The 26,964-nt window shown below is 62.1% G+C and carries 22 protein-coding genes; 11 read left to right on the top strand and 11 right to left on the bottom strand.

Features of this window, described 5'->3' with window-relative positions; genetic code table 11:
* Window positions 1-9: 9 nt before the first annotated feature.
* From ssuD to epsC, 7 genes are all read right to left on the bottom strand, one after another.
* Complete coding sequence (ssuD, locus tag INQ47_RS10025; RefSeq protein ID WP_404701607.1) at window positions 10-1,158, bottom strand: FMNH2-dependent alkanesulfonate monooxygenase; 1,149 nt, start codon at window positions 1,156-1,158, stop codon at window positions 10-12.
* Window positions 1,159-1,217: 59 nt separating this feature from the next.
* On the bottom strand, window positions 1,218-2,183 hold the full coding sequence (locus tag INQ47_RS10030) for a sulfonate ABC transporter substrate-binding protein (RefSeq protein WP_404701608.1): 966 nt from the start codon (window positions 2,181-2,183) through the stop codon (window positions 1,218-1,220).
* 84 nt (window positions 2,184-2,267) lie between these two features.
* Entirely contained in the window at window positions 2,268-2,861 is a 594-nt protein-coding gene (gene ssuE / locus INQ47_RS10035) for an NADPH-dependent FMN reductase (RefSeq protein WP_404701609.1), read from the bottom strand.
* 219 nt (window positions 2,862-3,080) lie between these two features.
* Window positions 3,081-3,719, bottom strand: coding sequence for a peroxiredoxin (locus INQ47_RS10040; RefSeq protein WP_003255836.1), 639 nt, complete (start codon window positions 3,717-3,719; stop codon window positions 3,081-3,083).
* A gap of 165 nt (window positions 3,720-3,884) precedes the next feature.
* Window positions 3,885-5,216: an OprD family porin gene (locus INQ47_RS10045; RefSeq protein WP_021782587.1), complete on the bottom strand. Its 1,332-nt coding sequence runs from the start codon at window positions 5,214-5,216 to the stop codon at window positions 3,885-3,887.
* Window positions 5,217-5,699: 483 nt separating this feature from the next.
* Window positions 5,700-7,661, bottom strand: coding sequence for a choline transporter BetT (gene betT / locus INQ47_RS10050; protein WP_172402802.1), 1,962 nt, complete (start codon window positions 7,659-7,661; stop codon window positions 5,700-5,702).
* 312 nt (window positions 7,662-7,973) lie between these two features.
* The gene (epsC, locus tag INQ47_RS10055; RefSeq protein WP_021782585.1) at window positions 7,974-8,906 is read right to left on the bottom strand and encodes a serine O-acetyltransferase EpsC; all 933 of its coding nucleotides are present in this window, start codon (window positions 8,904-8,906) and stop codon (window positions 7,974-7,976) included.
* A 241-nt stretch (window positions 8,907-9,147) separates the two neighbouring features.
* Between epsC and tcyJ the strand changes: the two genes are divergently transcribed.
* The 9 genes from tcyJ to INQ47_RS10100 all read left to right on the top strand — a co-directional run bounded on the left by tcyJ (window position 9,148) and on the right by INQ47_RS10100 (window position 18,173).
* The gene (tcyJ, locus tag INQ47_RS10060) at window positions 9,148-9,942 is read left to right on the top strand and encodes a cystine ABC transporter substrate-binding protein (RefSeq protein WP_404701610.1); all 795 of its coding nucleotides are present in this window, start codon (window positions 9,148-9,150) and stop codon (window positions 9,940-9,942) included.
* Window positions 9,939-10,607, top strand: a complete 669-nt coding sequence (gene tcyL / locus INQ47_RS10065; protein ID WP_176685264.1) for a cystine ABC transporter permease — start codon at window positions 9,939-9,941, stop codon at window positions 10,605-10,607. Before tcyJ ends, tcyL begins: the two co-directional genes overlap by 4 nt.
* Window positions 10,608-10,609: 2 nt before the next feature.
* A complete protein-coding gene (gene tcyN, locus INQ47_RS10070) occupies window positions 10,610-11,368 on the top strand; it encodes an L-cystine ABC transporter ATP-binding protein TcyN (protein ID WP_021782583.1) in 759 nt (252 codons plus the stop codon).
* Window positions 11,369-11,685: 317 nt separating this feature from the next.
* Complete coding sequence (locus tag INQ47_RS10075; protein WP_404701611.1) at window positions 11,686-12,927, top strand: SfnB family sulfur acquisition oxidoreductase; 1,242 nt, start codon at window positions 11,686-11,688, stop codon at window positions 12,925-12,927.
* Between the two features lie 141 nt (window positions 12,928-13,068).
* Window positions 13,069-14,250, top strand: a complete 1,182-nt coding sequence (locus INQ47_RS10080; RefSeq protein WP_404701612.1) for an SfnB family sulfur acquisition oxidoreductase — start codon at window positions 13,069-13,071, stop codon at window positions 14,248-14,250.
* Window positions 14,250-15,635, top strand: a complete 1,386-nt coding sequence (locus INQ47_RS10085) for an LLM class flavin-dependent oxidoreductase (protein ID WP_252461678.1) — start codon at window positions 14,250-14,252, stop codon at window positions 15,633-15,635. The genes INQ47_RS10080 and INQ47_RS10085 overlap by 1 nt, the downstream gene beginning before the upstream one ends.
* Window positions 15,628-16,428 carry a MetQ/NlpA family ABC transporter substrate-binding protein gene (locus tag INQ47_RS10090; protein ID WP_252461679.1) on the top strand — a complete coding sequence of 267 codons (801 nt, stop codon included), beginning with the start codon at window positions 15,628-15,630 and terminating at the stop codon, window positions 16,426-16,428. The genes INQ47_RS10085 and INQ47_RS10090 overlap by 8 nt, the downstream gene beginning before the upstream one ends.
* Before the next feature lies 1 nt (window position 16,429).
* Window positions 16,430-17,539 carry a methionine ABC transporter ATP-binding protein gene (locus tag INQ47_RS10095; RefSeq protein ID WP_404701613.1) on the top strand — a complete coding sequence of 370 codons (1,110 nt, stop codon included), beginning with the start codon at window positions 16,430-16,432 and terminating at the stop codon, window positions 17,537-17,539.
* Window positions 17,529-18,173, top strand: a complete 645-nt coding sequence (locus tag INQ47_RS10100) for a methionine ABC transporter permease (protein WP_252461681.1) — start codon at window positions 17,529-17,531, stop codon at window positions 18,171-18,173. The genes INQ47_RS10095 and INQ47_RS10100 overlap by 11 nt, the downstream gene beginning before the upstream one ends.
* A gap of 27 nt (window positions 18,174-18,200) precedes the next feature.
* Here the strand turns inward: INQ47_RS10100 and dibA are convergent, their stop codons facing one another.
* A complete protein-coding gene (dibA, locus tag INQ47_RS10105) occupies window positions 18,201-20,096 on the bottom strand; it encodes a phosphodiesterase DibA (RefSeq protein WP_252461682.1) in 1,896 nt (631 codons plus the stop codon).
* 146 nt (window positions 20,097-20,242) lie between these two features.
* Here dibA and desA point away from each other — a divergent pair, with 146 nt between their 5' ends.
* Both desA and INQ47_RS10115 read left to right on the top strand, forming a co-directional pair.
* Window positions 20,243-21,427, top strand: coding sequence for a delta-9 fatty acid desaturase DesA (desA, locus tag INQ47_RS10110; RefSeq protein ID WP_010951599.1), 1,185 nt, complete (start codon window positions 20,243-20,245; stop codon window positions 21,425-21,427).
* Between the two features lie 99 nt (window positions 21,428-21,526).
* Window positions 21,527-22,555 carry a GGDEF domain-containing protein gene (locus INQ47_RS10115; RefSeq protein WP_404701614.1) on the top strand — a complete coding sequence of 343 codons (1,029 nt, stop codon included), beginning with the start codon at window positions 21,527-21,529 and terminating at the stop codon, window positions 22,553-22,555.
* Window positions 22,556-22,663: 108 nt separating this feature from the next.
* Here the strand turns inward: INQ47_RS10115 and INQ47_RS10120 are convergent, their stop codons facing one another.
* The 3 genes from INQ47_RS10120 to gabD form a co-directional block, all read right to left on the bottom strand.
* Entirely contained in the window at window positions 22,664-23,923 is a 1,260-nt protein-coding gene (locus INQ47_RS10120) for an HDOD domain-containing protein (protein ID WP_404701615.1), read from the bottom strand.
* Window positions 23,924-24,060: 137 nt separating this feature from the next.
* Window positions 24,061-25,338: a 4-aminobutyrate--2-oxoglutarate transaminase gene (gene gabT, locus INQ47_RS10125; protein WP_110744842.1), complete on the bottom strand. Its 1,278-nt coding sequence runs from the start codon at window positions 25,336-25,338 to the stop codon at window positions 24,061-24,063.
* Between the two features lie 182 nt (window positions 25,339-25,520).
* Window positions 25,521-26,963 carry an NADP-dependent succinate-semialdehyde dehydrogenase gene (gabD, locus tag INQ47_RS10130; protein WP_176685274.1) on the bottom strand — a complete coding sequence of 481 codons (1,443 nt, stop codon included), beginning with the start codon at window positions 26,961-26,963 and terminating at the stop codon, window positions 25,521-25,523.
* Between the last annotated feature and the right edge of the window lies 1 nt (window position 26,964).

A 26,964-nucleotide genomic window follows, 5' to 3' on the forward strand; every position in this document is an offset into this window, starting at 1 on the left:
GCCCGGCCCTCAGCTCTGCGACACGGATTTGGGCAGGATGTCGTTGGCCACCATCTCGCCAAACGGGCTTACGTAGCCACCGGATTTCGGTTGCTCCGGGCGTTGCACATCGAGGTGGGGGAACAGCAGTTCAGCCACCCGATACGACTCTTCCAGGTGTGGATAACCCGAGAAGATGAATGTATCGATCCCCAAGTCGGCATATTCCTTCACCCGCGCCGCCACCGTCGGGCCATCACCCACCAGTGCGGTGCCAGCCCCGCCACGTACCAAACCAACGCCAGCCCACAGGTTGGGGCTGACTTCCAGGTTGTCGCGCTTGCCGCTGTGCAGGGCAGCCATGCGCTGCTGGCCCACCGAGTCGAAGCGCGCCAGCGAAGCCTGGGCACGAGAGATGGTGTCATCGTCCAGGTGCGAGATCAGGCGGTCGGCAGCGGCCCAAGCCGCTTCGTTGGTTTCGCGCACAATCACGTGCAGGCGAATACCGAAGCGGACTTCGCGCCCCTGAGCAGCTGCTTTTTCGCGCACCTGAGCAATCTTCTCGGCAACGGCTGCCGGAGGCTCGCCCCAGGTCAGGTACAGCTCGACCTGTTCGGCCGCCAAGTCCTGAGCGGCCTCGGACGAGCCGCCGAAATACAGCGGTGGGCGTGGTTGCTGAATTGGCGGGTAGAGCAGCTTGGCGCCCTTTACCTGGATGTGCTTACCGTCGTAATCAACGTTTTCGCCTTCCAGCACCTTGCGCCAGATACGGGTGAACTCGACCGAAGCTTCGTAGCGCGCCTGGTGGTTCAGGTGCAGGCCGTCACCCGCCAGCTCGTCCGGGTCACCACCGGTCACCAGGTTGAATAGCGCACGGCCATTGGACAAGCGGTCGAGGGTGGCCGCCTGGCGTGCTGCCACGGTCGGCGAAATGATGCCCGGGCGCAGGGCTACCAGGAACTTCAGGCGCTGGGTCACGGGGATCAGCGACGCGGCCACCAGCCAGGAGTCCTCGCACGAGCGCCCGGTCGGGATCAGCACCCCACCAAAACCAAGGCGGTCGGCGGCCTGCGCGATCTGCTGCAGGTAACCGTGGTCGACCGCACGTGCGCCTTCGGAAGTGCCCAGGTACTTGCCGTCGCCGTGGGTTGGAAGAAACCAGAAAATGTTAAGGCTCATTGGAGTCGTCTCCTCAAGGGTGGCTCTAGCCGGAGCGGCGCCCCGGCACAGGCAGTCAATCAAGGCGCGCTAGCGACCTTGGCCGGGGGTGTCCAGATCACGTCCTTGATGCTCAGCGGCTTGGGAATAAGCTTCAGCGCCTGGAAGGTGTCGGCGATCTTCTGCTGCGCGGCCACCACGTCCGGGGTCAGCGGCGCAGCGCCGTAGCCTTGGCGCTTGACCGAGGTGAGGGTGACGTCGGCAGGCAGGCCGAGCAGCGGGGCGACTTGGTCGGTCACTTCCTGCGGGTTGGCCTGGGACCATTCACCCACGGCGCGCACTTCCTCGATCACGGTGTTGATCACCGCAGGGTGCTGTGTCGCATAGTTGCGGGTGGCGAGGTAGAACTGGTGGTTGTCGACCAGGCCCTTGCCGTCACGCAGGGTGCGCGCTTGCAGCTGCTGCTCGGCGGCGGCCTGGTACGGGTCCCAGATCACCCAGGCATCCACGCTGCCGCGCTCGAAGGCGGCGCGGGCGTCGGCCGGCGGCAGGTAGACAGGCTGGATGTCGCTGTACTTGAGGCCGGCGTCTTCCAGGGCGCGGACCAGCAGGTAGTGCACGTTGGAGCCTTTGTTGAGGACGACCTTTTTACCCTTGAGGTCCTTCACCGCCTGGATGGGCGAGCCCTTGGGCACCAGGATCGCTTCGCTGTGCGGCGCTGGCGGCTCGTAGGCGACATAGAGCAGGTCGGCGCCAGCGGCCTGAGCGAACACAGGCGGGGTCTCGCCGGTTACACCGAAATCGATGGAGCCGACGTTCAGCCCTTCAAGCAGCTGCGGGCCGCCGGGGAATTCGGTCCATTGCACCTGTACTCCCTGCTCGGCCAGGCGTTTCTCCAGCGTGCCCTTGGCCTTGAGCAGCACCAAGGTGCCGTATTTCTGGTAACCGATACGCAGGCTCTCGGCCTGGGCTTGGGTAATGGCGCCGAAGGACACAGCCGCCGCAAACAGGGCGACCAGACCACGACGCAAGAAGACTATGCGCATGGCGCTCTCCTGTGCGAATGGGGTTCGGGTTGCACCTGCTTACCTCGTTAACGGGCGAGTAAGGTGGTGAAGCGGGTAATGCCGTTAGATGCTCCAGCGAGCGCTGATCAGACGTTCGTTCAGTACGCCGGGCGCCACGGGGTTCGGCCGACGGGCCAAGGCCGCGTGGAAGGTTTCCAGCGAGTCCTGCAGGCGCTCTTCCAGCGCCTGTACCAACTGCGCGGGCTTTGTGCCTTCTGCGTAAGCCACCTGGCTGTCGTCGGCAAAAATCCCTTGCAGGGTCTCTTGTGCCTTGAGTGCCGACAGCACCGGCTTCAATGCGTAATCCACCGCCAGCATGTGGGCGATGCTGCCGCCAGTGGCGATTGGCAACACGATCTTGTGGGTCAGTGCGCGTTCGGGCAGCAGGTCGAGCAATGTCTTCAGCGCACCGGCAAACGATGCTTTGTAGACAGGGGTAGAAACGATCAGGCCATCCGCCTGGGCCACCAACTGCTGGAAGTGTTGCACTTGGGGGCTATCGAAACGGGCATGCAACAGGTCTTCGGCGGAGAAGTCACGCACCTGGAAGGTCACCACTTCAACGCCGCGCTCCTGCAGCCACTGGCGCGAACGCTCGAGCAGCACGCCGGAACGTGAACGGAGACTTGGGCTACCACCGATTGAGACGACCAGCATTGCAGCGCTTCCTTGTGTTCTGTTGGAGGTAACATTAACAGTCGCTTCATATATCTAGAAATCATATTTATTCATTTGTTTATTCTATTATTGTCTATATGCGCGAGGGCCTCTTCGCGGGCGCGCCCGCTCCCACAGGTTTTTAACAGGCATAAAAAAGGGCCGTCGAAACGGCCCGAAAATCCCTGCTTGGCTAAGAGCAATGCAACGAGGATTCCATTAACGATTTGGCTGAGGGGTCAGGCGCAGATAGGGTTTGACCGCCCGGTAACCTTTGGGGAAGCGCTGCTTGATCTCCTCCTCATCTTTGAGCGAAGGCACGATCACCACCTCGTCGCCGTCCTGCCAGTTACCTGGTGTGGCGACCTTGTGGTTGTCGGTCAGTTGCAGCGAGTCGATCACCCGCAAAATTTCATTGAAGTTGCGCCCGGTACTGGCCGGATAGGTGATGGTCAGGCGCACCTTCTTGTTCGGGTCGATGATGAACAGCGAGCGCACGGTCAGGGTGTCGCTGGCGTTCGGGTGGATCAGGTCGTACAGGTCGGACACTTTGCGGTCGGCGTCGGCGATGATCGGGAAGTTGACCACGGTATTCTGTGTTTCGTTGATGTCATCAATCCACTTGTGATGCGAGTCGACCGGGTCCACCGACAGGGCGATGGCCTTGACCCCGCGCTTGGCAAATTCGTCCTTGAGCTTGGCGGTCAGGCCCAACTCGGTGGTGCACACCGGGGTGAAGTCGGCCGGGTGGGAGAACAGCACCCCCCAGCTGTTGCCCAGCCACTCGTGGAAGCGGATCTTGCCTTCGCTGGAATCCTGTTCGAAATCGGGGGCGATATCGCCGAGTTTGAGGCTCATGGGCTGCGGCTCCTGGGCTGGGTTCTGTACCTTAGGGATTCAATGTGCCTGCAATCGACCAAGAACAAAAGGAATAAATAACAATTTATTTATAACCAAAATTCATAAAAATCTGCAGACATAAAAAAGCCTCGCATCAGGCGAGGCTTCTTGTTCAGCTACGGCTTACAGGAAGTTGTAAGTGTAGTTGAAGATCAGGCGGGTCTGGTCCTGGTCAGCCAGCGAGCTGGTGCCGGTGCCACGGTAGACGCCGTGACGCAGGCTGGCGCCCAGGCCCTTGAAGGTGCCGTCCTGGATAACGTAGTCGACACGGGCGTCACGTTCCCACTCGCTGAAGTGGCCGCCGCCAACGGCGTTTTTGCCATCTTCACCTTTCAGGTAGGAAACCGACGCTTTCAGGCCCGGCACGCCCAGGCGAGCGAAGTCGTAGGCGTACTGACCGAAGGTGGTGTTTTCACCAGCCTTGGCGAACTGGTTGATCATGCTGTCGGTGAACAGGTAGAAGCTGGAGCCGCCGGCGCCTTCCGGACGGTTGTTGCCATCGCGGACCGAGCCCTGGTTCAGCCAGACAAAGCCACCGTCGTCACTGACTTGTTGATGGCCCAACATCAGCGAATGACCACCCAAGGTGTACGTGAACATTGCGGACCAGGTCTTGTTATCGACCTTGCCGTCATTTTTCTCGTAACCGCCGTTGTTATTGAAGTTATACGCTCCTGGTCCGCCGTTCTTGCCATCGCTGCTGCTATCGAAGTAGCGCAGGTCGGTTTTGAAGGACTGATCATCAGCAATCTTGAAAACGTGGGTCGCACCCAGGAAGTGCTGTTTGTAGAAGTCTTTCAGGTTCGAGTAGTAGTACTGCAGCGTCAAGTCAGGGGTGAGCTTGTAGTCCAGACCGCCGTAGATGAACTTGTTGCTATCGGCAGTGGCGCCGTTGACCGAAAGGCCGGTACGGTTGCTCGAAGCACGGCCCATGGCATGGGTCAGTTGACCGGCGTTGATGGTCAGGTTGTCGATTTCCTTCGACTGGATAGTGCCACCCTCGAAGGTCTGCGGCAGGAGGCGGCCATCGTTGGAGACCAGAATCGGCAGGTTCGGCGCCAGAGCGCTACCATAGTGAACTTCGGTCTTCGAGAAACGCGCCTTGGCGTTACCACCCACGCGGGCCCACTGGCTTACAGCCGAGCGGTCGGTGTCACTTGGGAAGAAGGAGCTGTTGTCAGGGTGTTTGCCGCGGCCGCCATCCAGATGAATACCCCACAGGGCCTGGACGTCTACACCGAAACCAACGGTGCCTTCAGTGAAACCGGACAGGTAGTCGAGCTTGAAGCCCTGACCCGATTCGCGGTTGTCAGCCCCGCCGTCACGGTTGTCATTGTTGAAGTACATGGTGCGCGAGCTGAGCGACAGCTTGCTGTCCTCAACGAAACCGGCAGCGCCTGCTTGCTGGGCGAGAACCCCCAGTGCCACGGCCAGAGCCAGGCTGGATTTGTACATGTTTTGCTCCTCTACGTTCTAATTTTTGTGTATCTCTGGCGGAGGGGTCTGATGCCCCGCTCACCGGGATGGGCGATTTAGTCCCAAAGCGTGACCATTAAGTCAATCGTTTCTAAACGTTTCGCGACTTTGGTCTAAGACGCCACCTGCGCTACAGGATAATGACAATCCTATAAAACCAAAATGACCGTTTTATGAATTTGTAAGATTTTTAAGGAATATGTTAGAAATTTTTACTTCCGGTCACTATAGAATCGCAACGAATAATAGCTTTTAGCTATAAGCAAACGTTTGCTTATAGCCTAATGAGTTTCGTTCTTGATTAGCGCGGGAGTGCTGACCTACGGAGGCGATCCCCTGTAGGCCAGCGGCATTGCGACGTGGAATGCGGGATGGGTTGACCGCGACGCACGACAGCCCTGCAGCATGAACCTGCATGTGCAGCCTTGTGCTGTGAATGGGCCGCAGAGCGGCCCCGTCGGTCTAGCGGACCAAATGCAGGTACTGCATGTGCCGCTCGTACTGGTCGAGGATGTCGTTGATGATCTGCTCCTTGCTATAGCCCACCAGGTCATAGTTCTGGCTGCCTTCGCTCAGGTGCACCTCCGCCCGGTAATAGCGGCGGTTCTTCAACTCCTGCGTACCCAGCCCCCCCAAGGCGAACGATGGCGTGAAATAGCCACGCATCTGCACCTGGTAAATGAACGGCTGCTCCTCGCCATGGCCAATCTTCAGGCTGACGTTGTCATGGCTAGGGTCGTCCTGGGTGATCAGTACCAGGCCTTTCTGCTCGAACACTTCACGCACATCGGCAATCGCAGGGCGCACCACATCATCCATGAAGCGGTACACCTCATCACGCGACGGGAAGTGCACCGCCTGGCTCAGGCGATGGCGCCAGCCGCCACGCCCCCGGCGTGACTGGGCGAACGGGGCCAGCGAGTGCATCTGCGCGATTTGCCGTTGCGACTCCAGGTAGAACGCCTTGTGCAGCCCCCACATCATGCACAGCAGAATCAGCGAGAACGGCAGCGAAGTCAGTACCACTGCCGACTTCAGCGAATCGATGCTGCCAGCGAACAACAGCGCACTGGTGATCAGCGCAGTCATCGCCCCCCAGAAGATACGCAGCCAGTTCGGCCCATCCTCATCAGCTCCCCCACCCTTGGCCGACAAGGTCGACAGCACCACGGTACCCGAGTCGGCCGAGGTGACGAAGAACACGAAGCTGATGAACACCGTGGTGGCGATTACCGCCTTGCTCCAGGGGTAGGTTTCCAGCAGCAGGTACAGGCTCATCGACGGGTTATCCAGCGCCGATTGGCCAAGCGCGGTCATGCCGTGGTTGATCACCTGGTCCAGGGCGCTGTTGCCGAAGATAGACATCCACGCCAGGGTGAAGCCCAGCGGGATCAGCAACACGCCAAAGACGAACTCGCGAATGGTGCGGCCCCGGGAAATGCGGGCGATGAACAGGCCCACGAACGGCGCCCAGGCAATCCACCAGGCCCAGTAGAACACGGTCCAGCCGCCCAGCCAGCCACGGTTCTCACCATAGGCATACACGTCGAAGCTTTTGCGCGGCAACGCCCCCAGGTAGTCGCCCAGGTTCTGGATCAGCGTGTTGAACAGGTGCTGGGTAGGCCCGGCAAACAGCACGAACAGCAGCAGCGCACAGGCCAGGAACAGGTTGATATCGCTCATCACCCGCACGCCCTTCTCCACCCCGGCCACGGCGACGGCCACAGCCGCGCCCATCATCAGGGTGATGAGGATCACCTGCACCCACTGGCTGTGGCTGATGCCGAACAGGTAGTCCAGGCCCGCGTTCAGATGCAGCACCCCAAAGCCCATGTCGGCACCCAGGCCGAACACCGTGGCGATGATGCCGAAGCCGTCCACCGCATAGCCGATCGGGCCGTTGATGCGCTTGCCAATCAACGGGTACAGCGCCGAACGCAGGGCCAGTGGCAGGTTGTGCCGGTAGGCGAAATAGGCCAATGCCATGCCGACGAAGGCGAACACGCCCCAGCCATGCAAGCCCCAATGCAGGAACAGGATCTGCATCGCCTGGCGCCCGGCCTCGACCGTGCCTGCTTCGCCTTGGGGCGGTTGCAGCATGTGGGTGAGCGGTTCGGAGACACAGAAGAAGAACAGCGTGATGCTGATGCCGGCGGCGAACAGCATGCCGGCCCACGACAGGTAGCTGAACTCGGGTTCGTCGTGGTCGGCACCGAGTTTGATCTTGCCGTAGCCAGACAAGGCGGTGACCACCACGAAGACCAGGTACAGCGTCATCGCCAGCATGTAATACCAGCCGACCGTGTTGGCCGCCCAGTTCTGCGCCGCCAGCAACCAGTCACCTGCGGCTTGCGGATTGGAGATGACTACCAGGCCAAAGATGAGGATGAAACTCGCCGCAAAGTAGAACACCGGGGGGTTCATGCGGATCTTGCCATTGGAAAGGGAAGGGTTCGGTGCACTCATCGGGCGTGCACCTCGTCGACTGACGTGAGGTTCGGAATGAACGGGTTCAGCAAAGGAATCCTCCTGTTGAACACCGGCAGCGGACCAGCGTTTTTCATTGAACAAGCGTTCAAGTTAAACATGGATCGGATTTCAATGCGAATTGGGGCGCTGATTGGGGTCGCCCTGTTCCGGCCTCTTCGCGGGTAAACCCGCACCTACATTTGGTACGTTCCGTGTAGGCGCGGGCTTGCCCGCGAAGAGGCCGGCACAGGCAATTTCAATGCGGGATCAGTTCTTGTCCTGGCAATCCAGCTGCAGATTGGCCTGAGTAATGTTGCTTTCAGCCGGCACACTGCGAGTCAGCCACACATTACCGCCAATGGTCGAACCCTTGCCGATGGTGATACGCCCCAGCACCGTGGCGCCGGCATAGATCACCACATCGTCCTCGACGATCGGGTGCCGTGGCAGGCCTTTGTGCAGAGTCCCCGACTCATCGCTGGGGAAACGCTTGGCGCCCAAGGTCACCGCCTGGTAGATGCGCACGCGCTCGCCGATGATCGCGGTTTCACCAATGACCACACCGGTGCCGTGGTCAATGAAGAAGCTCGGGCCGATCTGCGCCCCCGGGTGAATGTCGATGCCGGTGGCAGAATGCGCCAGCTCAGAGCTGATCCGCGCCAGCAGCGGCAGGCCAGCCTGGTACAGGTGGTGCGCCAGCCGGTGGTGGATGATCGCCAGGATGCCCGGGTAGCACAGCAGCACTTCATCGACGCTGCGCGCAGCCGGGTCGCCGTGGTAGGCGGCCAGTACATCGGTGTCGAGCAGTACACGCAGTTCCGGTAGCGCAGCGGCAAAGCCCTGGATCAGGCTCAGCGCACGGGCGTCGACGCCAGCCAGCTCAGCCTTGCTCTGTCGTGCCGCATAGCGAAGTTCAAGACGAGCCTGGGCCAGCAAGGCGGTCAGCGCGGCATCCAGGGTATGACCGACGTAGAAGTCTTCACTTTCTTCGCGCAGGTCGACTGGCCCCAGGCGCATGGGGAACAGCGCGCCGCACAGTTGCTCCAGAATCTGTCGCATCGCTTCGCGCGACGGAAGCTCGCGCCCGCCCTGCTCGCCAATGCTGCGGCCATTGCGGGTGCGCCATTGCTCACGGGCCCCGCGCAGGCCAGTGACAATGCTCTGCAACTGCCAATGCGCGGATGAAGGTTGTTCGCTCACGGTTTTCTCCTGCCGTATAGGCCATCTGATTTTGTCGCCAGGCCCGCGAAAGGGCCGAACCTGCCTACATGCAGTCCACTTTACGGCAAATCCAAGGCTTGGAAAAAACAACGCTTTATTCCATCCTGCGCTAAGTCAGGCATAAGCCGCGATGACGGGGTGGGGATCGTCGCCTACCCTCAATGCAGCCAATCCTATAGTCGCCACCTCACTACCTAGACAACACGCGCGGGGCTCTGAAATGTCGAAATTCGCCAAACCGCTACTCAACGCCAGCCTGGCCCTCCTGCTGGGTGCCGGCCTGCTCAGCCAGGCTTTCGCTGGCGAGCAATTGAAGACCATCCAGGAAAAAGGCGTCATCAACGTCGGCCTCGAGGGCACCTACCCGCCATTCAGCTTCCAGGACGAAAACGGCAAACTGACCGGCTTCGAAGTGGAGCTGTCCGAGCTGCTGGCCAAGGAGCTGGGGGTCAAGGCCAAGATCCAGCCGACCAAGTGGGACGGCATCCTGGCCGCGCTGGAATCCAAGCGCCTGGATGTAGTGGTCAATCAGGTGACCATTTCTGAAGAACGCAAGAAAAAGTACGACTTCTCAGAGCCCTACACTATCTCCGGCATCCAGGCACTGATCCTGAAGAAGAAAGCCGAGCAGTTGAACATCAAGGGCGCGCAGGATCTGGCCGGCAAAAAGGTCGGCGTAGGCCTTGGTACCAACTACGAGCAATGGGTGAAAAAGGACGTACCGCAAGCCGATGTGCGCACCTATGAAGACGACCCAAGCAAGTTCGCCGACCTGCGCAACGGCCGTATCGACGCCATTCTGATCGACCGCCTGGCCGCGCTGGAATACGCGCAAAAAGCCAAGGACACCGAACTTGCCGGCGATGCCTTCTCGCGCCTGGAAAGCGGCGTGGCCATACGCAAGGGTGAGCCGGAACTGTTGGCAGCCATCAACAAGGCCATCGACAAGCTCAAAGCTGATGGCACGCTGGCCAAGCTGTCCGAGAAGTACTTCGGTGCCGATGTCACCAAATGATCGCTGAAAGCCTGCAACTCGTTATCGACTCCGCCCCCTTCCTGCTGAAGGGCGCGGGTTATACGGTGCTGCTCAGTGTCGGCGGCATGTTCTTCGGCCTGGTGCTGGGCTTTGCCCTGGCACTGATGCGGCTGTCGAAGATTCTGCCGCTGAACTGGCTGGCGCGGGTCTACGTGTCGTTCTTCCGCGGCACGCCGCTGCTAGTGCAGCTGTTCGTGATCTATTTCGGCATGCCGCAAATCGGCATCGAGCTGGACCCGATCCCCGCTTCACTGATCGGCCTGTCGCTGAACATGGCGGCCTACATCTGCGAGATCCTGCGCGCAGCGATTTCCTCGATCGACCGCGGCCAGTGGGAAGCAGCCGCCAGCATCGGCATGACCCGCGTGCAAGCCATGCGCCGGGCGATCCTGCCGCAGGCCTTGCGCACCGCGTTGCCACCGCTGGGCAACAGCTTCATCTCGCTGGTAAAGGACACTGCCCTGGCGGCCACCATCCAGGTGCCCGAGCTGTTCCGCCAAGCCCAGCTGATTACCGCGCGCACGTTCGAAGTGTTCACCATGTACGTGGCGGTCGCGGTCATCTACTGGGTGCTGTGCAGCATCCTTGCGCACTTCCAGAACCGCATGGAAGCGCGGGTCAACCAGCATGACCAGGAGCATTGAGCATGATTGAAGTGAAAGGCCTGACCAAGCGGTTCAAGGGCCAGACCGTGCTCAACGGTATCGACCTGACCGTGCAGCCCGGTGAAGTCGTGGCCATCATCGGCCCCAGTGGCTCGGGCAAAACCACCTTCCTGCGCTGCCTGAACCTGCTGGAAACCCCCGATGCCGGGCAGATCCAGATCGGCGCCATCAGCATCGATGCCAACCGCCCTTTGGGCGGGCAGCAGAGTGCGATTCGCCGTTTGCGCCAGCAGGCCGGGTTCGTATTCCAGAACTTCAACCTGTTCCCCCACCGCACCGCCCTGGAGAACGTGATCGAGGGGCCGGTGGTCGTCAAGAAAACGCCTCGCGAGCAGGCCATCGAGCTTGGCCGGCGCCTGCTGGCCAAAGTCGGCCTGGCGGGCAAGGAAGACGCCTACCCACGGCGCCTGTCCGGCGGCCAGCAGCAACGGGTGGCCATCGCCCGTGCCCTGGCCATGGAACCGGAGGTAATCCTGTTCGACGAACCGACCTCGGCGCTGGACCCGGAGCTGGTCGGTGAAGTATTGGCGACCATCCGCGGCCTGGCCGAGGAAAAGCGCACCATGATCATCGTCACCCACGAGATGAGCTTTGCCCGGGATGTGGCGAACCGGGTGATCTTCTTCGACAAGGGCGTGATCGTGGAGCAGGGCGAGGCCAAGGCCCTGTTTGCGGCGCCAAAGGAAGAGCGTACGCGGCAGTTCTTGCGCAAGTTCCTCGGGACTGCTGCCTCCGAGTAGACCTGTTCCGGCCCTTTCGCGGGTAAACCCGCTCCTACAGTGACTTGCACAGATCTTGAGGCATGGGTAGGGGCGGGTTTGCCCGCGAAGACGCCGGCACGCCCGTAGCAAATCCTCCTTCTATACATATTCCAAAGAGTTAGTTCATAAAGTTTTTATAAATCATTAGGGTATATAAACCGGACCACCGGACCAGCACACATCTGTCGCGATCAGCTGCAGCGACATAATTATTTTGTGAGGTCAGGAATGGTCAGGATCACGATCACCCCAGTGCGTAACGCCAGGACATTGAGTGCAGCCAAGGAGCGGTACTGATGCCCAGCCAAGCCAATACCCTATTCCAAAGTGATCTCGACAGCTCGCCACCGCTGCTGCCGGCCAAGGTACTGCGCAACGACGCCGAAGCCCTGCAAGCCGCCCGCGAACTGGCCAAGGTCGCCCGCGAACACGCTGCCCGCCGCGACCAGCAACGCAAACTGCCCTGGGCCGAAATCGAACTGTTTACCCGCAGCGGTCTGGGCAGCATCAGCGTACCCAAGGCCTACGGTGGCGCCGACGTGTCGTTCGAAACCGTCGCCGAAGTGTTCCGCCTGATCAGCGCCGCCGACCCCGCCTTGGGGCAGATCCCGCAGAACCAGTTCGGCATGCTGCAGCTGCTGCGCCTGACGGCCAGCGAGAAGCAGCAAGCGCTGATCTTCCGCAGCGTGCTCGACGGCTGGCGCATCGGCAATGCCGGGCCTGAGCGCGGCACCAAAGACACCCTAACCCTCAAGGCCCGAATCACACGCGCCGGCGATAGCTACCGTATAAGTGGCGAGAAGTTCTACTCCACCGGTGCCTTGTTCGCCCATTGGGTGGCGGTAAAAGCCCTCGACGACGAAGGCCGCCAGCGCCTGGCATTCGTGCGCCGGGGGAGCCCAGGGTTACGCATTGTCGATGACTGGTCCGGGTTCGGCCAGCGCACCACCGCCAGCGGTACCGTGCTGCTGGACCAGGTATCGGTAGACGCGGAACTGGTGATCGACAACTGGCGCCAGCGCGATATCCCCAACATTCAGGGCGCAGCTTCGCAGCTGATCCAGGCGGCAATCGACGCCGGCATCGCCGAAGCAGCCATTGATGATGCGATCACCTTCGTGCGCGAAAAGTCCCGGCCGTGGATTGAAGCCAACGTCGACCGTGCCAGTGACGACCCTTATGTAATTGCCGACATCGGCCGCCTGAAACTCGAGCTGCACGCCGCCGAAGCGCTGCTGTGCAAAGCTGCTCGGGTACTCGACGAGGTCAATGCTGCGCCAATCGACGCAGCCAGCGCGGCACGTGCCTCGATCGCAGTGGCGGAGGCCAAGGTGCTGACGACCGAAATTGCCCTGCAGGCCAGCGAAAAGCTGTTCGAGCTGGCCGGCAGCCGCGCCACCCTTGCCGAGTTCAACCTCGACCGCCACTGGCGCAATGCCCGGGTGCACACCCTGCACGACCCGGTGCGCTGGAAGTACCACGCGGTGGGCGCTTACCACCTTAACGGCACCCTGCCTGCACGGCATTCCTGGGTCTGATTTGCTGCCTTTGGGGCTGCTGCGCAGCCCTTCGCGGGCTTGCCCGCTCCCACAGGATTGCCAACGCCTGAACTGGCATCACTTTACCTGTGGGAGCGGGCAAGCCCGCGAAGGGCCGCGAAGCGGCCCCCGGAGAACTCCATGACAATCGCTATCATCACCAGCGACGCCCAAGCCCTGGCCGTCGCCGAAGACATCGCCCAGCAACTGCGCCGCGACAGCGCCTTGCGCGACCGCGAGCGCCGCCTGCCGCTCGCCGAACTCGAGCTGTTCACCCGCTCCGGCCTGTGGGCCATCAGCGTGCCCAAAGCCTTCGGCGGTGCCGGCGTGTCCAACGTCACCCTGGCCAAGGTCATCGCCCGTATCGCGCAGGCCGACGGTTCGCTCGGGCAGATTCCACAGAATCATTTCTACGGTCTGGAAGTGCTGCGGATAAACGGCAGCCCCGAACAGCAACAGCGCCTGTACGCCGAGGTACTGGCCGGCCGCCGTTTCGGCAATGCCCTGGCCGAGCTGGGCACCAAGACCGCCCACGAGCGCACCACCCGCCTGAGCCGTGACGGCGACGGTTTCCGCATCAACGGGCGCAAGTTCTATTCCACAGGCGCCATCTATGCCCAGCGCATTCCAACCTCGGTCGTGGATGAGCAAGGCATACAGCAGTTGGCTTTCGTCCAGGCCGACAGCCAGGGGCTGCAGGTGATCGACGACTGGAGCGGCTTCGGCCAGCGCACCACCGGCAGCGGTTCGGTGGTGTTCGACAACGTGTACGTCAGCGCAGCCGACGTGGTGCCGTTCCAGAGCGCCTTCGAGCGCCCCACCCCGGTCGGCCCGCTGGCGCAGATCCTCCATGCCGCCATCGACACCGGCATTGCCCGCGCCGCCTATGAAGATACCCTGCACTTCGTGCGCACCCGCAGCCGTCCGTGGATCGATTCCGGCCTGGACAACGCCACGGATGACCCGCTGACGCTGAAAAGTTTCGGCCAACTGGCTATCCGCTTGCATGCGGCCGAAGCCCTGCTCGAGCGCGCCGGCGAATACCTCGACCGCGCCCGCGACGACAGCACTGTCGACAACGTTGCCGCCGCCTCCATTGCCGTGGCCGAAGCACGTGCCATCAGCACCGAAATTTCCCTCGCAGCCGGTACCACCCTGTTCGAACTGGGCGGCAGCCAGGCAACATTGGCCGAGCACAATCTCGACCGCCACTGGCGCAACGCTCGCGTGCACACCCTGCACGACCCGGTGCGCTGGAAGTACCACGCCATCGGCAACTACTACCTCAACGATGCCAACCCGCCACGCCGGGGGACCATCTGATGGCCAAGCAGATTCTGCTCAATGCCTTCAACATGAACTGCATCGGGCACATCAACCACGGTCTGTGGACCCACCCACGAGACACTTCGACCCAGTACAAGACTCTGGACTACTGGACCAACCTGGCACGCCTGCTGGAGCGCGGTCTGTTCGACGGGCTTTTCATTGCCGACATCGTCGGTACCTACGACATCTACGGCCAGTCACTGGACGTCACCCTCAAGGAGTCGATCCAGTTGCCGGTCAACGACCCGCTGCTGCTGGTCTCCGCCATGGCTGCAGTCACTCGCCACCTGGGTTTCGGCCTTACCGCCAACCTCACCTACGAGGCGCCGTACCTGTTCGCCCGGCGCCTTTCCACACTCGACCACCTGAGCAATGGCCGGGTGGGCTGGAACATCGTCACCGGCTATCTAGACAGCGCCGCCCGGGCCATGGGGCTGGCGCAGCAACCGGCGCATGATCGCCGCTACGACCAGGCTGATGACTACCTGCAGGTGTTGTACAAGCTGCTGGAAGGCAGTTGGGCCGATGACGCAGTGGTCGCCGACCGCCAGCATCGCGTCTACGCCACGCCCGACAAGGTGCACAAGGTTCAGCACCAGGGCGAGTTCTACAAGGTCGAAGGCTACCACCTGTGCGAGCCCTCCCCGCAGCGCACCCCGGTGCTGTTCCAGGCCGGCAGCTCGCCGCGTGGCCTGGCCTTCGCCGGCAACCATGCCGAATGCGTGTTCATCAGTGGCCAGGACAAGGCAGCCACGCGCGCCCAGGTCGACAAGGTTCGCGCGGCCGCCCAGGCCGCCGGCCGCGACCCGCAGGCGATCAAGGTGTTCATGGGCATCACGGTGGTCGTTGCGGCCACCGAGCAGCAGGCCCAGGCCAAACACGCCGAGTACCTGCGTCACGCCAGCGCCGAAGCGGGGGTAGCGCACTTCGCCGCGTCCACGGGCATCGACTTCGCCGCCTATGAGCTGGACGAGCCCATTGCCTTCAACCAGGGCAACGCCATCCAGTCAGCCACGCGCCAGTTGCAAGACAGCGCCTGGACCCGCCGGCGCCTGCTGCAGCAGCACGCCCTGGGCGGCCGCTACGTAACCTTGGTCGGCGCACCTGAACAGGTGGCCAAGCAGTTGATCGCGTGGATCGATGAAACCGGCCTGGACGGTTTCAACCTGACCCGCACCGTCACCCCGGAGAGCTTCGAGGACTTCATCGAGCTGGTCATCCCGCAACTTCAGCAGCGTGGCCGCTACAAGACGGCCTACACCGAAGGCACCCTGCGCGAAAAGCTGTTCCAGGCCGACCACCCGCATTTGCCCGCCGACCATCCTGGCTCGGCTTACCGCTTTACCCCTGCCCCGACTGGAGCCCTGCACCATGCTTGAGAAACTGTTCCGGCCCGTCGCGGCCATGGCCACCACCCTCGGCCTGTGCGCCGGTGTACTTGCTGCCGAGCCGTTGAAGATCGGTACCACCTCGGCCTTTGCCATTCCGCTGGAAGCCGCAGTGGAGGAAGCCCACAAGCGAGGCCTGGAAGTGAAGCTGATCGAGTTCAGCGACTGGATTGCGCCCAATGTCAGCCTAAACAGCGGCGACATCGACGTGAACTACTTCCAGCACATCCCGTTCCTGGAAAACGCCAAGGCTGCTGCAGGCTTCAACCTCGTGCCTTACGCCCCGGGCATCATCAACAACGTTGGCCTGTACTCGAAAAAGTACAAAAGCTTTGCCGAGCTGCCCGAAGGCGCCAGCGTGGCCATCGCCAACGACCCGATCAACAGCGGCCGTGGCCTGCTGCTGCTGGCCAAGGCCGGGTTGATCACCCTGAAGCCAGGCGTGGGCTACAAGGCCACCGAGGATGACATCGTCGCCAACCCTAAAAAGCTGAAGATCCTTCAGGTCGAGGCGGTGCAACTGGTACGTGCCTACGACGACGCCGACCTGGTGCAGGGTTACCCGGCCTACATCCGCCTGGCCAATACCTTCGATGCCACCTCGGCGTTGCTGTTCGACGGGCTGGAAAACAAGGAGTACGTGATCCAGTTCGTCATTCGCCCACAAAGCAAGGACGATCCACGCCTGGCCAAGTTCGTCGACATCTACCAGCATTCACCAGCGGTACGCGCTGCGCTGGACAACGCTCACGGCAAGCTCTACCAAGCCGGCTGGGAAGGCTGACATGAGCCAGGCCAGCGCGCTCGGCGCGCCTACACCACAAGCACTGCCGCCAACGGCCACGGAGCAGGCCCTGCGCCCCGAGGTCAATGAAGCCCATGTGCGCTTCATCGGCCTGGGCAAAACCTACCCGGGTCAGGCGCAACCGGCTTTGCAAGACATCGACTTGAACATCCGCCATGGCGAGATCTTCGGCATCATCGGCCGCAGCGGCGCCGGTAAGTCATCACTGCTGCGCACCATCAACCGCCTGGAGCAACCCAGCCAGGGCCGCGTACTGATCGACCAGGTGGATATCGCGCCTTTCGATAAGGACCACCTTGTGGCCCTGCGCCGGCGCATCGGCATGATCTTCCAGCATTTCAACCTGATGTCGGCCAAGACCGTGTGGCAGAACGTCGAACTGCCTTTGAAGGTGGCCGGCGTGGCCAAGCCCGAGCGCCAGCGCAAGGTGCGCGAGTTGCTGGAACTGGTCGGCCTGCAGGAAAAACATCACGTGTACCCGGCGCAACTGTCCGGCGGGCAGAAACAGCGCGTGGGCATTGCCCGGGCACTGGTGCACACCCCCGAGATCCTGCTGTGCGACGAGGCCACCTCGGCGCTGGACCCGGAAACCACCGCCTCGATCCTGGAGCTGCTGCGCGATATCAACCAGCGCCTGGGCCTGACCATCGTGCTGATCACCCACGAAATGGCGGTGATTCGCGACATCTGCCACCGGGTAGTGGTGCTGGAACGCGGCGCAGTGGTCGAGCAGGGCGAGGTCTGGCGGGTGTTTGGTTCACCCCGTCACGAGGTCACCCGCACCCTGCTCGCCCCTTTGCAGGCCAAGCTACCCGCCGCACTGCAGGCCAGCCTCCAGGCCAGCGCGGCGGGCCGCAACAGCGCCGTAGTGCTGAAACTGACTGTGCTCGGTGAACCAGAGCTGTCTGCCCTGTTCACCGACCTCGGCGGGCGTGTGCGTCTGCTGCAGGGCAGCGTGGAAACCATCGGCGAACAGGCTTTGGGGCAACTCATCCTCTCGGTGCAACATTCGCCGCACGACACCCATCAATTGCAGGAACGTGCCCGCCGTTGGGCCGAAGACGTGGAGGTACTGGGCCATGTGGTTTGATCGCCTGCTGGAAGGCTTGCTCGATACGCTGCTGATGGTTGGGGTTTCGTCACTGATCGCCCTGCTGGCGGGGGTACCCATGGCGGTGCTGCTGGTCACCAGCGACAAGGGCGGGATCTTCGAGGCGCCGCTGCTGAACCGGGTGCTGGGCGCCTTCGTCAACCTGTTCCGCTCGATTCCGTTTCTGATCCTGATGGTTGCGCTGATTCCTTTCACCCGCTTGGTCGTGGGGACCACTTATGGCGTGTGGGCGGCCGTGGTGCCGCTGACCATTGCCGCCACACCGTTCTTTGCGCGGATTGCCGAGGTGAGCCTGCGTGAAGTCGACCATGGCCTGGTGGAGGCCGCACAGGCCATGGGCTGCCGACGCAGGCACATCGTCTGGCATGTACTGTTGCCCGAGGCGCTGCCGGGCATCGTAGGGGGCTTCACCATTACCTTGGTGACCTTGATCAACTCGTCGGCGATGGCCGGGGCGATTGGTGCCGGCGGGCTGGGGGATATCGCCTATCGATATGGCTACCAGCGTTTCGACAGCCAGATCATGCTGACCGTGATCGCCATGCTGGTAGCGTTAGTGGCGTTGATCCAGTTGGGCGGGGACCGCCTGGCGAAGGGTTTGAACAAGCGTTGAGGTCTGGGGCTGCTTTGCAGCCCGCTCTCAATCCCAGCGAAGATCCTCAGCCGGCACTGGCCGCCCGAACCAGTACCCTTGACCCAGCTGGCACTCCTCCTGCAACAGGAAGGTGGCCTGTTCCGCCTGCTCGATGCCCTCGGCATGCACCTGCATACCCATGCTACGGGCCAAGGCAATGATCACCCGCACAATTGCGATGTCATCCTCATCCAGTGGCAACCCAGCTACAAACCCTTGGTCGATTTTCAACTTCTGCACCGGCAAGCGCTTGAGCCGCAGCAGTGACGAATACCCGGTGCCAAAGTCGTCGATGGCCAGGGTCACCCCCAGCTCGCGCAAACGGTGCAGTTGCTCCAGTGCCACTTCAGCGTCTTCCATCACCGCGCTTTCGGTCACTTCCAGCTCCAGCAAGGCCGGAGCCAGGCCGGTGTCGTGCAGCACCTCGGCTACCTGCTGATACAGTTCGTGCTGGCCAAACAGGCGGCTGGAGATGTTCACCCCCACAAATGCCAGCTGCCGGCCTTCAGCCTGCCACTGCACCATTTGCCGGCAGGCCTGGCGCAGCACCCAGGTATCGATCTCGGCAATCAGGCCGGTGCGTTCGGCAATCGGGATGAACTCACCCGGCGGTACCAGGCCGCGCCTGGGGTGCTGCCAGCGCACCAGCGTCTCGACCCCGACCTGTCGGCCTGATGCCAGGTCGTGTACCGGCTGGAAGTACACCCGCAGTTCATCCTGCTCCAGGGCCCGACGCAATTCAGCGGCGGTCTCGACCCGATGCTGTGCATGGGCAGTCAGCTCTTCGGTGTACAGGGCATAGCAGGCCCGCCCGTTGCTTTTGGCCTTGTACAACGCCGAGTCGGCATTGCGCAGTAACTGCTCGGCACCCAAGGCATCGCTGGGGTACAGGCTGATTCCGACGCTGGCGCTGATGAACAGGCGATTGCCCTCGAACTGAAACGGCTCACGCATGCGCTCGATGATGCATTGCGCCAGCTTGCCCGCCTGGCCGACCTGCTGGCAGTTCTCGGCCAGCACACCGAATTCGTCGCCGCCCAGGCGCGCCAGGGTCATACCGTTACCCAACACCTCGCCCAGACGCTCGCCCACCAGCTTCAACAACTGGTCGCCAATGGTATGGCCCAGGCCGTCGTTTATGCTCTGGAAATGATCCAGGTCCAGCAGCAACAAGGCGCAACCGCGCTTGTTGGCCTGCGCCGCCGCCAATGCCTGCTCTACCCGGTCGGTAAACAGCAGGCGATTGGGCAGGCCGGTCAGCGGGTCGTGGTGGGCCAGGTAGGCAAGTTCCTGTTCCGAATGTTTAATGGCGCTGATGTCACTGAACACCGCCACGTAATGGCTGAGCTCACCTTCGTCGTCGCGAATGGCGCAAATAGTCTGCCACTGCGGGTAGATTTCACCGCTTTTGCGCCGGTTCCAGATTTCACCGCTCCACTCGCCCTTCTCGGCCAGGGTGGCGAAAACCTGCTGGTAGAAGGCCAGGCCATGGTGGCCGGACTTGAACTTGTTCGGGCGCTGGCCGATGACCTCATCCTGCTGGTAGCCGGTGATGCGCATGAAGGCACGATTGACGTGCACGATAAGGCCCTGGCGGTCGGTCACCAGCACACCTTCGAGGGTACTGTCGAACACCGCGGCAGCCATGCGCAGCCGTTCACGGTCTTCACAACGCAAACGCGCGCCATGGCCGATGAAATTGAGCAGGCGCACGCGCGACACATAGATCAGCACCGCACTGAGCAGCACCCAGACCACCACATTGATCTGCCGCCCCACGGTCAATGCCAAGGGGTCGTCAGTCATGCTGTGCAGCATCACCTCCGCCAGCGCAAGCCAGAGGATCGAGAGCACCACATACAGCGCAGCCATGCGCAAGGCGTCGCGAACGGAAACAGACATGTCGGGTGGGAAAGGCCATCAAAAAGGAGTGGGCATTATAAAGGCTGAAACATGTCGTGACCTCCTATCTCAACGGTTGACTGGTTTTATTTCCCCGCCAAGGGATAATCAGCCCTTCCCCCTGCATTTCGAGGGTATTTGCACCTATGTGGTATAACGGCCTGCTCGACCTGTCGGCTTGGCAACTGGTCGGCATCACTCTGTTGATGACCCACGTGACCATTGTCAGCGTCACGGTCTACCTGCATCGCTACTCCGCGCACCGGGCCCTGGAGCTCAACGGCGCGCTCAAGCACTTCTTCCGCTTCTGGCTGTGGCTGACCACGGCGCAGAACACCCGCGAGTGGACCGCCGTCCACCGCAAGCACCACGCCAAGTGCGAAACCCCCGACGATCCTCACAGCCCGGTGTACAAGGGCCTCGGCACAGTGCTGCGCAAAGGTGCCGAGCTGTACCGTGAAGAGGCGCGCAACCCCGAAACCCTGCGCATTTATGGCAAGAACTGCCCGGATGACTGGATCGAGCGCAACTTGTACTCGCGTTACAAACTGGGCGGTATCGCACTGATGGCGGTGATCGACCTGCTGCTGTTCGGCACCATAGGCATCACCATATGGGCGGTGCAGATGATGTGGATTCCGTTCTGGGCCGCCGGTGTGGTCAACGGCCTGGGGCATGCCCTGGGCTATCGCAACTTCGAATGCCGCGACGCTGCCACCAACCTGGTGCCATGGGGCATCGTCATCGGCGGAGAAGAACTGCACAACAACCACCACACCTATCCCAACTCGGCCAAGCTCTCGGTCAAACGCTGGGAGTTCGACATGGGCTGGGCGTGGATCCGCCTGTTCTGCCTGCTGCGCCTGGCCAAGGTGCAGCGCGTGGCGCCCATCGCCCACCGGGTGGCCGGCAAGGCCAGCCTGGACATGGACACCGCCATGGCCATCCTCAACAACCGCTTCCAGATCATGGCCCAGTACCGCAAGCTGGTGATCGGTCCGCTGGTGAAACAGGAACTGGCCCGCGTCGACGCCTCGGTGCGTCACCGCTTCCGCCGTGCCAAACGGCTGCTCTCGCGCGAAACCAGCCTGCTGGAAGATCGCCACCACGTGCGCATCGAGTCCATGCTCGCGCACAGCCAGGCACTGAAAACGATCTACGAAAAGCGCCTGGCCCTGCAGCAGATCTGGGCGCGCACCAGCGCCAACGGCCACGACATGCTGGCGGCCATGAAAGACTGGGTACACGAGGCCGAAACCAGCGGCATCCAGGCACTGCGTGACTTCGCAGCACAACTCAAGACTTACTCGCTGCGCCCGACCGGCGCCTGACCGCCGTTGATCGGCACGCCTCTCAGCGGGGCGTGCCGTTCGGAACTTAGCCCCCACCTCTCCACTCGAATCTGGAATATCGCCTGCGTGGCGGGCCGGATGCTGGCCGCACGCCTTCACGTTGAGACCTGCTCCGTGCACATGGCCAAGAACATTCCAACGATATTTCCCGGCACCCCACCTCCCGAAGCCGCCCAGACCTTGCTGGCGTTACTCCACGCCCAAGGCGAGGTTGCCCGCCTGAGCGAGCGCGATCAGCTGTTCAGCTCGTTGCTCGACAGCGTCAACGCTGTGCTCTGGGCCTTCGACTGGGAAACCCGTCAGGTGCTGTACGTGAGCCCAGCCTACGAGCGCATCTTCGGCCGCCCGGTCAGCCTGGTGCTGGCTGACTACAACGAATGGCGTGACAGCATCTACCCCGACGACCTCGAGTTCGCCGAACGTAGCCTGGCCCAGGTCCTGCTCAAGGGTGCGGTGGAAGACCGCGAGTACCGCATCCTCAATGCCGACGGGCAAATGCGCTGGCTGAGCGACAAGTGCTACATCAACCAGCAGCACGATAGCGACCGGGTAATCATCGTCGGTATCGCCGAAGACATCACCGAGAAGAAGCAGCTTGAAGGCGAACTGCAGCGCCTGGCCACCACCGACGTGCTGACCCAAAGCAGTAACCGCAGGCACTTCTTCGAATGTGCTCAGCAGGCCTTCGACAGTGCTCGCGAGGACGGTACACCGCTGGCTTTCCTGCTACTGGATATCGACGACTTCAAACGCATCAACGACAGCTATGGCCACCAGGAAGGCGACCAGGTGCTGCAACACATCGCCGACAGCGGCAAGGCCGTGCTACGCCGGGGCGACCTGTTCGGGCGCATTGGCGGCGAAGAATTTGCGGCGGTGTTTCCGGGCTGCAACGCTCAGGTCGCGGAGCAGATTGCCGAGCGCTTGCAGCGGCAGATTCAGCACTTGAGCTTCAGCCATGGGCAGCAGACTTACGGGGTGACCGTGAGTCAGGGGCTGACCGGGCTGACCGATGAGGATGTGACGCTGGACAGCCTGTATGCTCGAGCCGATGCGGCAATGTACAGGGCCAAGCGCCAGGGCAAGAACCAGATAGTCCGCGGCTGATCAGGCGGCACGGAGTAGGGCACCGGCTTTGGCCGGTATTCGCGGACCCGGCGCCACATCTGTGGGAGCGGGCAAGCCCGCGAAGGGCCGCAATGCGGCCCCCGAATCTCAGCTGGAGACCTCGGCCTCAGCCATCGGCGGTTCCTCCTGCGGCTTTGCTTCCGGGTTCTCCACCTTAAGCAACCGGCTTAGCTCCGGCAGGCCAAGCTTGAGCAGGCGCGCCGTCTTGCCGCTGGCCACCTTCTCCAGCCCCTGCTCAGCCGGCAGCCGCGACAACTGCCCAGCCAGGTTCATGGCCAGGATCTCCAGCGAGTAAACTCCACCACCCAACTGGTAGATCGCAGCGATCAACTCGCGCAGTGCCAGCGGCAAACGCCAGCGAGTACGCAGCGCCGAGCCGAACGCCGCACCAAACTCCTCCAGCGATTGCTGCACATTGCGCTCGTCCAGATCGCCCCCGGCCAGCCGCCACTCCTGCAGGCAACGCAACACCGCCAGGTCGCCCAGGCAATGCAGCAAGCCCGCGCAATAACACCGCCCCTCGTCCAGCTCGAGCATGCGCGCCAAAGTGCGACCATATTCGGCAGTGTGCAGCGACAGGTCCCAGTAACGGGCCGCGTGCTCCGCCAACAGTGGGTCGCTGAGGCGTGCGCTGCGCTTGAGGGTCATACCCAGAATCAGGTTCATGCTTTGGGTACTGCCAAGCTTGTTCAGGGCCTGCAGCAACGTCTGCACCGGGGCTTCACGGTGCAGTGCCGCACTGTTGGCGGCAGCGATCAGCACCGCCGTGACCTGCGGGTCGTTAGACACCTCCTCTTCGAGCACTCTGAGGTTCAGGCCCTGGGGGTTGAGCGCTCGATTGATCGCAACCTGCACATCGGCCAGCAGCGGCCCGCCATCGGCGCTGGCGCGGCGCTGCTCAAGGTAGGCCGGCAGGCTGGCACCCGCCTGCAATGCCGGTACCGGGCAGGCAATCTCCTCGCCAACAGCCAGCAGCAACTCTTCCAGGCGTTTGCGCAGGTTATCCAGATTCAACGGCTTGCTCAGGTAAGCAGTGGGGTGCAGGGGCAGCGCTTCACGCACACTGGCGCTGTCATTGCGGTTACTCATGAGAATGAACGGTACCCCTGGCCCTTTGGCGCGCACCTTGCGCAGCAGGTCGAGGCCATCGACACCGGCCAGCTCGCGGGCGGCGATGATCAGGTCAGGCTTGCTGGACAAGGCACTGAGTGCCTGCGAGCCGTCAGTGCATACCTGCAGGCGGGCATCACAACGTACGCTGAGCAGCATCTCGCTGAGTAAATCCCGTACCCAAGGATCGCCTTCGACAATCAGTACGCTTGGTGGGGTGGGGGCTGCAGCACTCATCGCCAACTACTCCTGAATACCCTGACACACAGTCCGTCGCAGCTTCCAAAGCGAGTCCTCCGACAACCATAGCGCCACATGGCTTTTCTGGGCATAAAAAAACCCGCCTGGGCGGGTTTTTTCTGGAGCACGTCACATCAGGCGATTTCAGCGAAGCACTCTTCGATGATGGCCAGGCCTTTGTCCAGCAGCGCGTCTTCGGCGGTCAGCGGAACCAGGATACGCAGGACGTTGCCGTAGGTGCCGCAAGACAGCAGGATCAGACCCTTTTCGCGAGCCTTGGCGACAACCTGGCCAACAGCGGCAGCATTCGGGGTGTGAGTGCCTTTCTCGAAGACTTCGACGGCAATCATCGAGCCCAGACCACGGACGTCGCCGATGATCGGGTGCTTCTTCTGGATTTCGCGCAGGCCGGCGGTCAGGCGCTCACCCACAGCCTTGCTGCGGTCCAGCAGTTTTTCTTCTTCGAACACTTCGATCACAGCCAGGGCCGCGGCGCAAGCGATCGGCGAGCCGGCGTAGGTGCCGCCCAGGCCGCCTGGAGCGATGGCGTCCATGTACTCGGCCTTGCCGCACACACCGGCCAGCGGGAAGCCGCCAGCGATGGATTTGGCGAAGGTGGTCAGATCAGGCGCAACGCCCATCTGTTCCATGGCGAAGAAGGTGCCGGTACGGCCAGCGCCAGTTTGTACTTCGTCGGCGATCAGCAGGATGCCGTGCTGGTCGCACAGGGCGCGCAGGCGTTTCATCAGCTCTTTCGGCGCTGGCAGGAAACCGCCTTCGCCTTGTACTGGCTCGAGGATGATCGCGGCGATGTCGCGCGGCTCGGCGTCGTTCTTGAAGATGCGCTCGACCGAGGCAATGGCGTCGTCAACGCTGATACCGTGCAGTTCGCTCGGGAACAGGGCGCGGAAGATACCGCCTGGCATCAGGCCCATGCCAGCGGAGTACGGCACGACCTTGCCGGTCAGGCCCAGGGTCATCATGGTACGGCCGTGATAACCGCCGGTGAAGGCGATGACGCCAGCGCGGCCAGTGGCAGCACGGGCGATCTTGACGGCGTTTTCAACGGCTTCGGAGCCGGTGGTGACCAGCAGGGTCTTCTTGTCGAAGTCGCCTGGGACCAGCTTGTTGATCTTTTCGCACAGCTCTACGTAGGGTTCGTAAGCCAGCACCTGGAAGCAGGTGTGGCTGACCTTGGTCAGCTGCTCTTGCACGGCTGCAACCACTTTCGGGTGTAGGTGGCCGGTGTTCAGTACTGCGATGCCGCCGGCGAAGTCGATCAGTTCGCGGCCTTCAACGTCGATCACGGTCGAGTTCTTCGCGGTGTCGACGAAGATCGGGTGGATCTGGCCGACGCCACGTGGGACGGCAGCTACACGACGTTGCATCAAGGATTCGTTGGTTTTGCTCATAATGCCCTCATTGCGCCGTCAGGAATGGCGCTTTTATTCGGGGGTGGCTGGGAGTGCTCGCGAACAGTATTCGTTGATCGACTGTCGTGAACGCCCTGGCCACCAGGTACTGCAATGTAAAAAAGGCCAGCGAGACGTCGCTCTCGCGCCCCGCTGGCAGAGGTAAAGCCTTTACCGTGCGATCAGACGCTGATGCACAGGTATTTGATTTCGAGGTAGTCCTCGATACCGTACTTGGAACCTTCGCGGCCCAGGCCCGAAGCCTTGATACCACCGAACGGCGCCACTTCGTTGGAGATCAGGCCGGTGTTGATACCCACCATGCCGTATTCCAGGGCTTCGGCGACACGGAACACACGGCTCATGTCACGGGCGTAGAAGTACGAGGCGAGGCCGAACTCGGTGTCGTTGGACATGGCGATGACTTCGGCTTCGTCTTTGAAGCGGAACAGCGGCGCCAGTGGGCCGAACGTCTCTTCCTTGGCGACAGCAGCGGTCTTCGGTACGTCTACCAGGATGGTCGGTTCGAAGAAGTTGCCTTCGATCAGCTTGCCACCGGACAGCACTTTGGCGCCTTTGCTGACGGCGTCCTCGATGTGCTCCTGGACCTTGGCGACAGCCTTGCCGTCGATCAGCGGGCCTGTGGTGGTGCCGTCTTCCAGGCCGTTACCGATCTTCAGCTTGGCAACTGCAGCGGCCAGCTTCTCGGCGAACGCGTCGTAGACGCCGTCCTGCACGTAGATACGGTTGGCGCAAACGCAAGTCTGGCCGTTGTTGCGGTACTTGGAGATGATCGCGCCCTCGACCGCCTTGTCCAGGTCGGCGTCGTCGAACACGATGAACGGGGCGTTGCCACCCAGCTCCAGGGAAACCTTCTTGATGTCCTTGGCGCATTCCTCCATCAGCTGGCGACCGATCTCGGTCGAGCCGGTGAAGGACAGCTTGCGTACCAGGGAGTTGCCGGTCAGTTCGCCGCCAACTTCGCCGGCGCTACCGGTAACCACGCTCAGCACGCCTGCCGGGATGCCGGCACGGTGGGCCAGCTCAACCAGGGCCAGAGCGGAGTATGGGGTTTGCGAAGCAGGCTTGAGCACCATGGTGCAGCCAGCGGCCAGGGCCGGGCCGGCTTTACGGGTGATCATGGCGGCCGGGAAGTTCCACGGGGTGATGGCCGCGGTAACGCCGATTGGCTGCTTGATGACAATCAGGCGCTTGTCTGGCTGGTGGCCCGGGATGGTGTCACCGTAGATGCGCTTGGCTTCTTCGGCGAACCACTCGATGAACGAGGCAGCGTAGGCGATTTCGCCCTTGGCTTCGGCCAGCGGCTTGCCCTGTTCGGTGGTCATCAGGCGAGCCAGGTCGTCCTGGTTCTCGATCATCAGTTCGAACCAGCGACGCAGCTTGGCCGAACGCTCTTTCGCAGTCAGGGCACGCCAGGCCGGCAGGGCCTTGTCAGCGGCTTCGATGGCGCGGCGGGTTTCCGCGGTGCCCATCTTCGGCACGGTACCGATGACTTCGCCGGTGGCCGGGTTGGTCACCTTGATGGTCTGGCCGTTGTCCGCATCCAGCCACTCACCATTGATATAGGCTTGCTGGCGGAACAACTGAGCGTCTTTGAGCTGCATG

The organism is Pseudomonas sp. 3HC3 (assembly GCF_044904505.1).
Lineage (GTDB): Bacteria > Pseudomonadota > Gammaproteobacteria > Pseudomonadales > Pseudomonadaceae > Aquipseudomonas > Aquipseudomonas putida_Y.

What these genes read in the sequence shown, in the direction of transcription:
- betT (WP_172402802.1), bottom strand. Translation starts at nt 7,661, where the DNA reads ATGAACCCCCCGGTGTTCTACTTTGCGGCGAGTTTCATCCTCATCTTT.
- INQ47_RS10120 (WP_404701615.1), bottom strand. Translation starts at nt 23,923, where the DNA reads ATGAGTGCTGCAGCCCCCACCCCACCAAGCGTACTGATTGTCGAAGGC.
- dibA (WP_252461682.1), bottom strand. Translation starts at nt 20,096, where the DNA reads ATGTCTGTTTCCGTTCGCGACGCCTTGCGCATGGCTGCGCTGTATGTG.
- tcyL (WP_176685264.1), top strand. Translation starts at nt 9,939, where the DNA reads ATGATCGCTGAAAGCCTGCAACTCGTTATCGACTCCGCCCCCTTCCTG.
- INQ47_RS10095 (WP_404701613.1), top strand. Translation starts at nt 16,430, where the DNA reads ATGAGCCAGGCCAGCGCGCTCGGCGCGCCTACACCACAAGCACTGCCG.
- INQ47_RS10040 (WP_003255836.1), bottom strand. Translation starts at nt 3,719, where the DNA reads ATGAGCCTCAAACTCGGCGATATCGCCCCCGATTTCGAACAGGATTCC.
- INQ47_RS10075 (WP_404701611.1), top strand. Translation starts at nt 11,686, where the DNA reads ATGCCCAGCCAAGCCAATACCCTATTCCAAAGTGATCTCGACAGCTCG.
- INQ47_RS10085 (WP_252461678.1), top strand. Translation starts at nt 14,250, where the DNA reads ATGGCCAAGCAGATTCTGCTCAATGCCTTCAACATGAACTGCATCGGG.
- INQ47_RS10045 (WP_021782587.1), bottom strand. Translation starts at nt 5,216, where the DNA reads ATGTACAAATCCAGCCTGGCTCTGGCCGTGGCACTGGGGGTTCTCGCC.
- tcyJ (WP_404701610.1), top strand. Translation starts at nt 9,148, where the DNA reads ATGTCGAAATTCGCCAAACCGCTACTCAACGCCAGCCTGGCCCTCCTG.
- ssuE (WP_404701609.1), bottom strand. Translation starts at nt 2,861, where the DNA reads ATGCTGGTCGTCTCAATCGGTGGTAGCCCAAGTCTCCGTTCACGTTCC.
- INQ47_RS10090 (WP_252461679.1), top strand. Translation starts at nt 15,628, where the DNA reads ATGCTTGAGAAACTGTTCCGGCCCGTCGCGGCCATGGCCACCACCCTC.
- INQ47_RS10100 (WP_252461681.1), top strand. Translation starts at nt 17,529, where the DNA reads ATGTGGTTTGATCGCCTGCTGGAAGGCTTGCTCGATACGCTGCTGATG.
- tcyN (WP_021782583.1), top strand. Translation starts at nt 10,610, where the DNA reads ATGATTGAAGTGAAAGGCCTGACCAAGCGGTTCAAGGGCCAGACCGTG.
- INQ47_RS10030 (WP_404701608.1), bottom strand. Translation starts at nt 2,183, where the DNA reads ATGCGCATAGTCTTCTTGCGTCGTGGTCTGGTCGCCCTGTTTGCGGCG.
- ssuD (WP_404701607.1), bottom strand. Translation starts at nt 1,158, where the DNA reads ATGAGCCTTAACATTTTCTGGTTTCTTCCAACCCACGGCGACGGCAAG.
- desA (WP_010951599.1), top strand. Translation starts at nt 20,243, where the DNA reads ATGTGGTATAACGGCCTGCTCGACCTGTCGGCTTGGCAACTGGTCGGC.
- gabT (WP_110744842.1), bottom strand. Translation starts at nt 25,338, where the DNA reads ATGAGCAAAACCAACGAATCCTTGATGCAACGTCGTGTAGCTGCCGTC.
- gabD (WP_176685274.1), bottom strand. Translation starts at nt 26,963, where the DNA reads ATGCAGCTCAAAGACGCTCAGTTGTTCCGCCAGCAAGCCTATATCAAT.
- INQ47_RS10080 (WP_404701612.1), top strand. Translation starts at nt 13,069, where the DNA reads ATGACAATCGCTATCATCACCAGCGACGCCCAAGCCCTGGCCGTCGCC.
- INQ47_RS10115 (WP_404701614.1), top strand. Translation starts at nt 21,527, where the DNA reads ATGCTGGCCGCACGCCTTCACGTTGAGACCTGCTCCGTGCACATGGCC.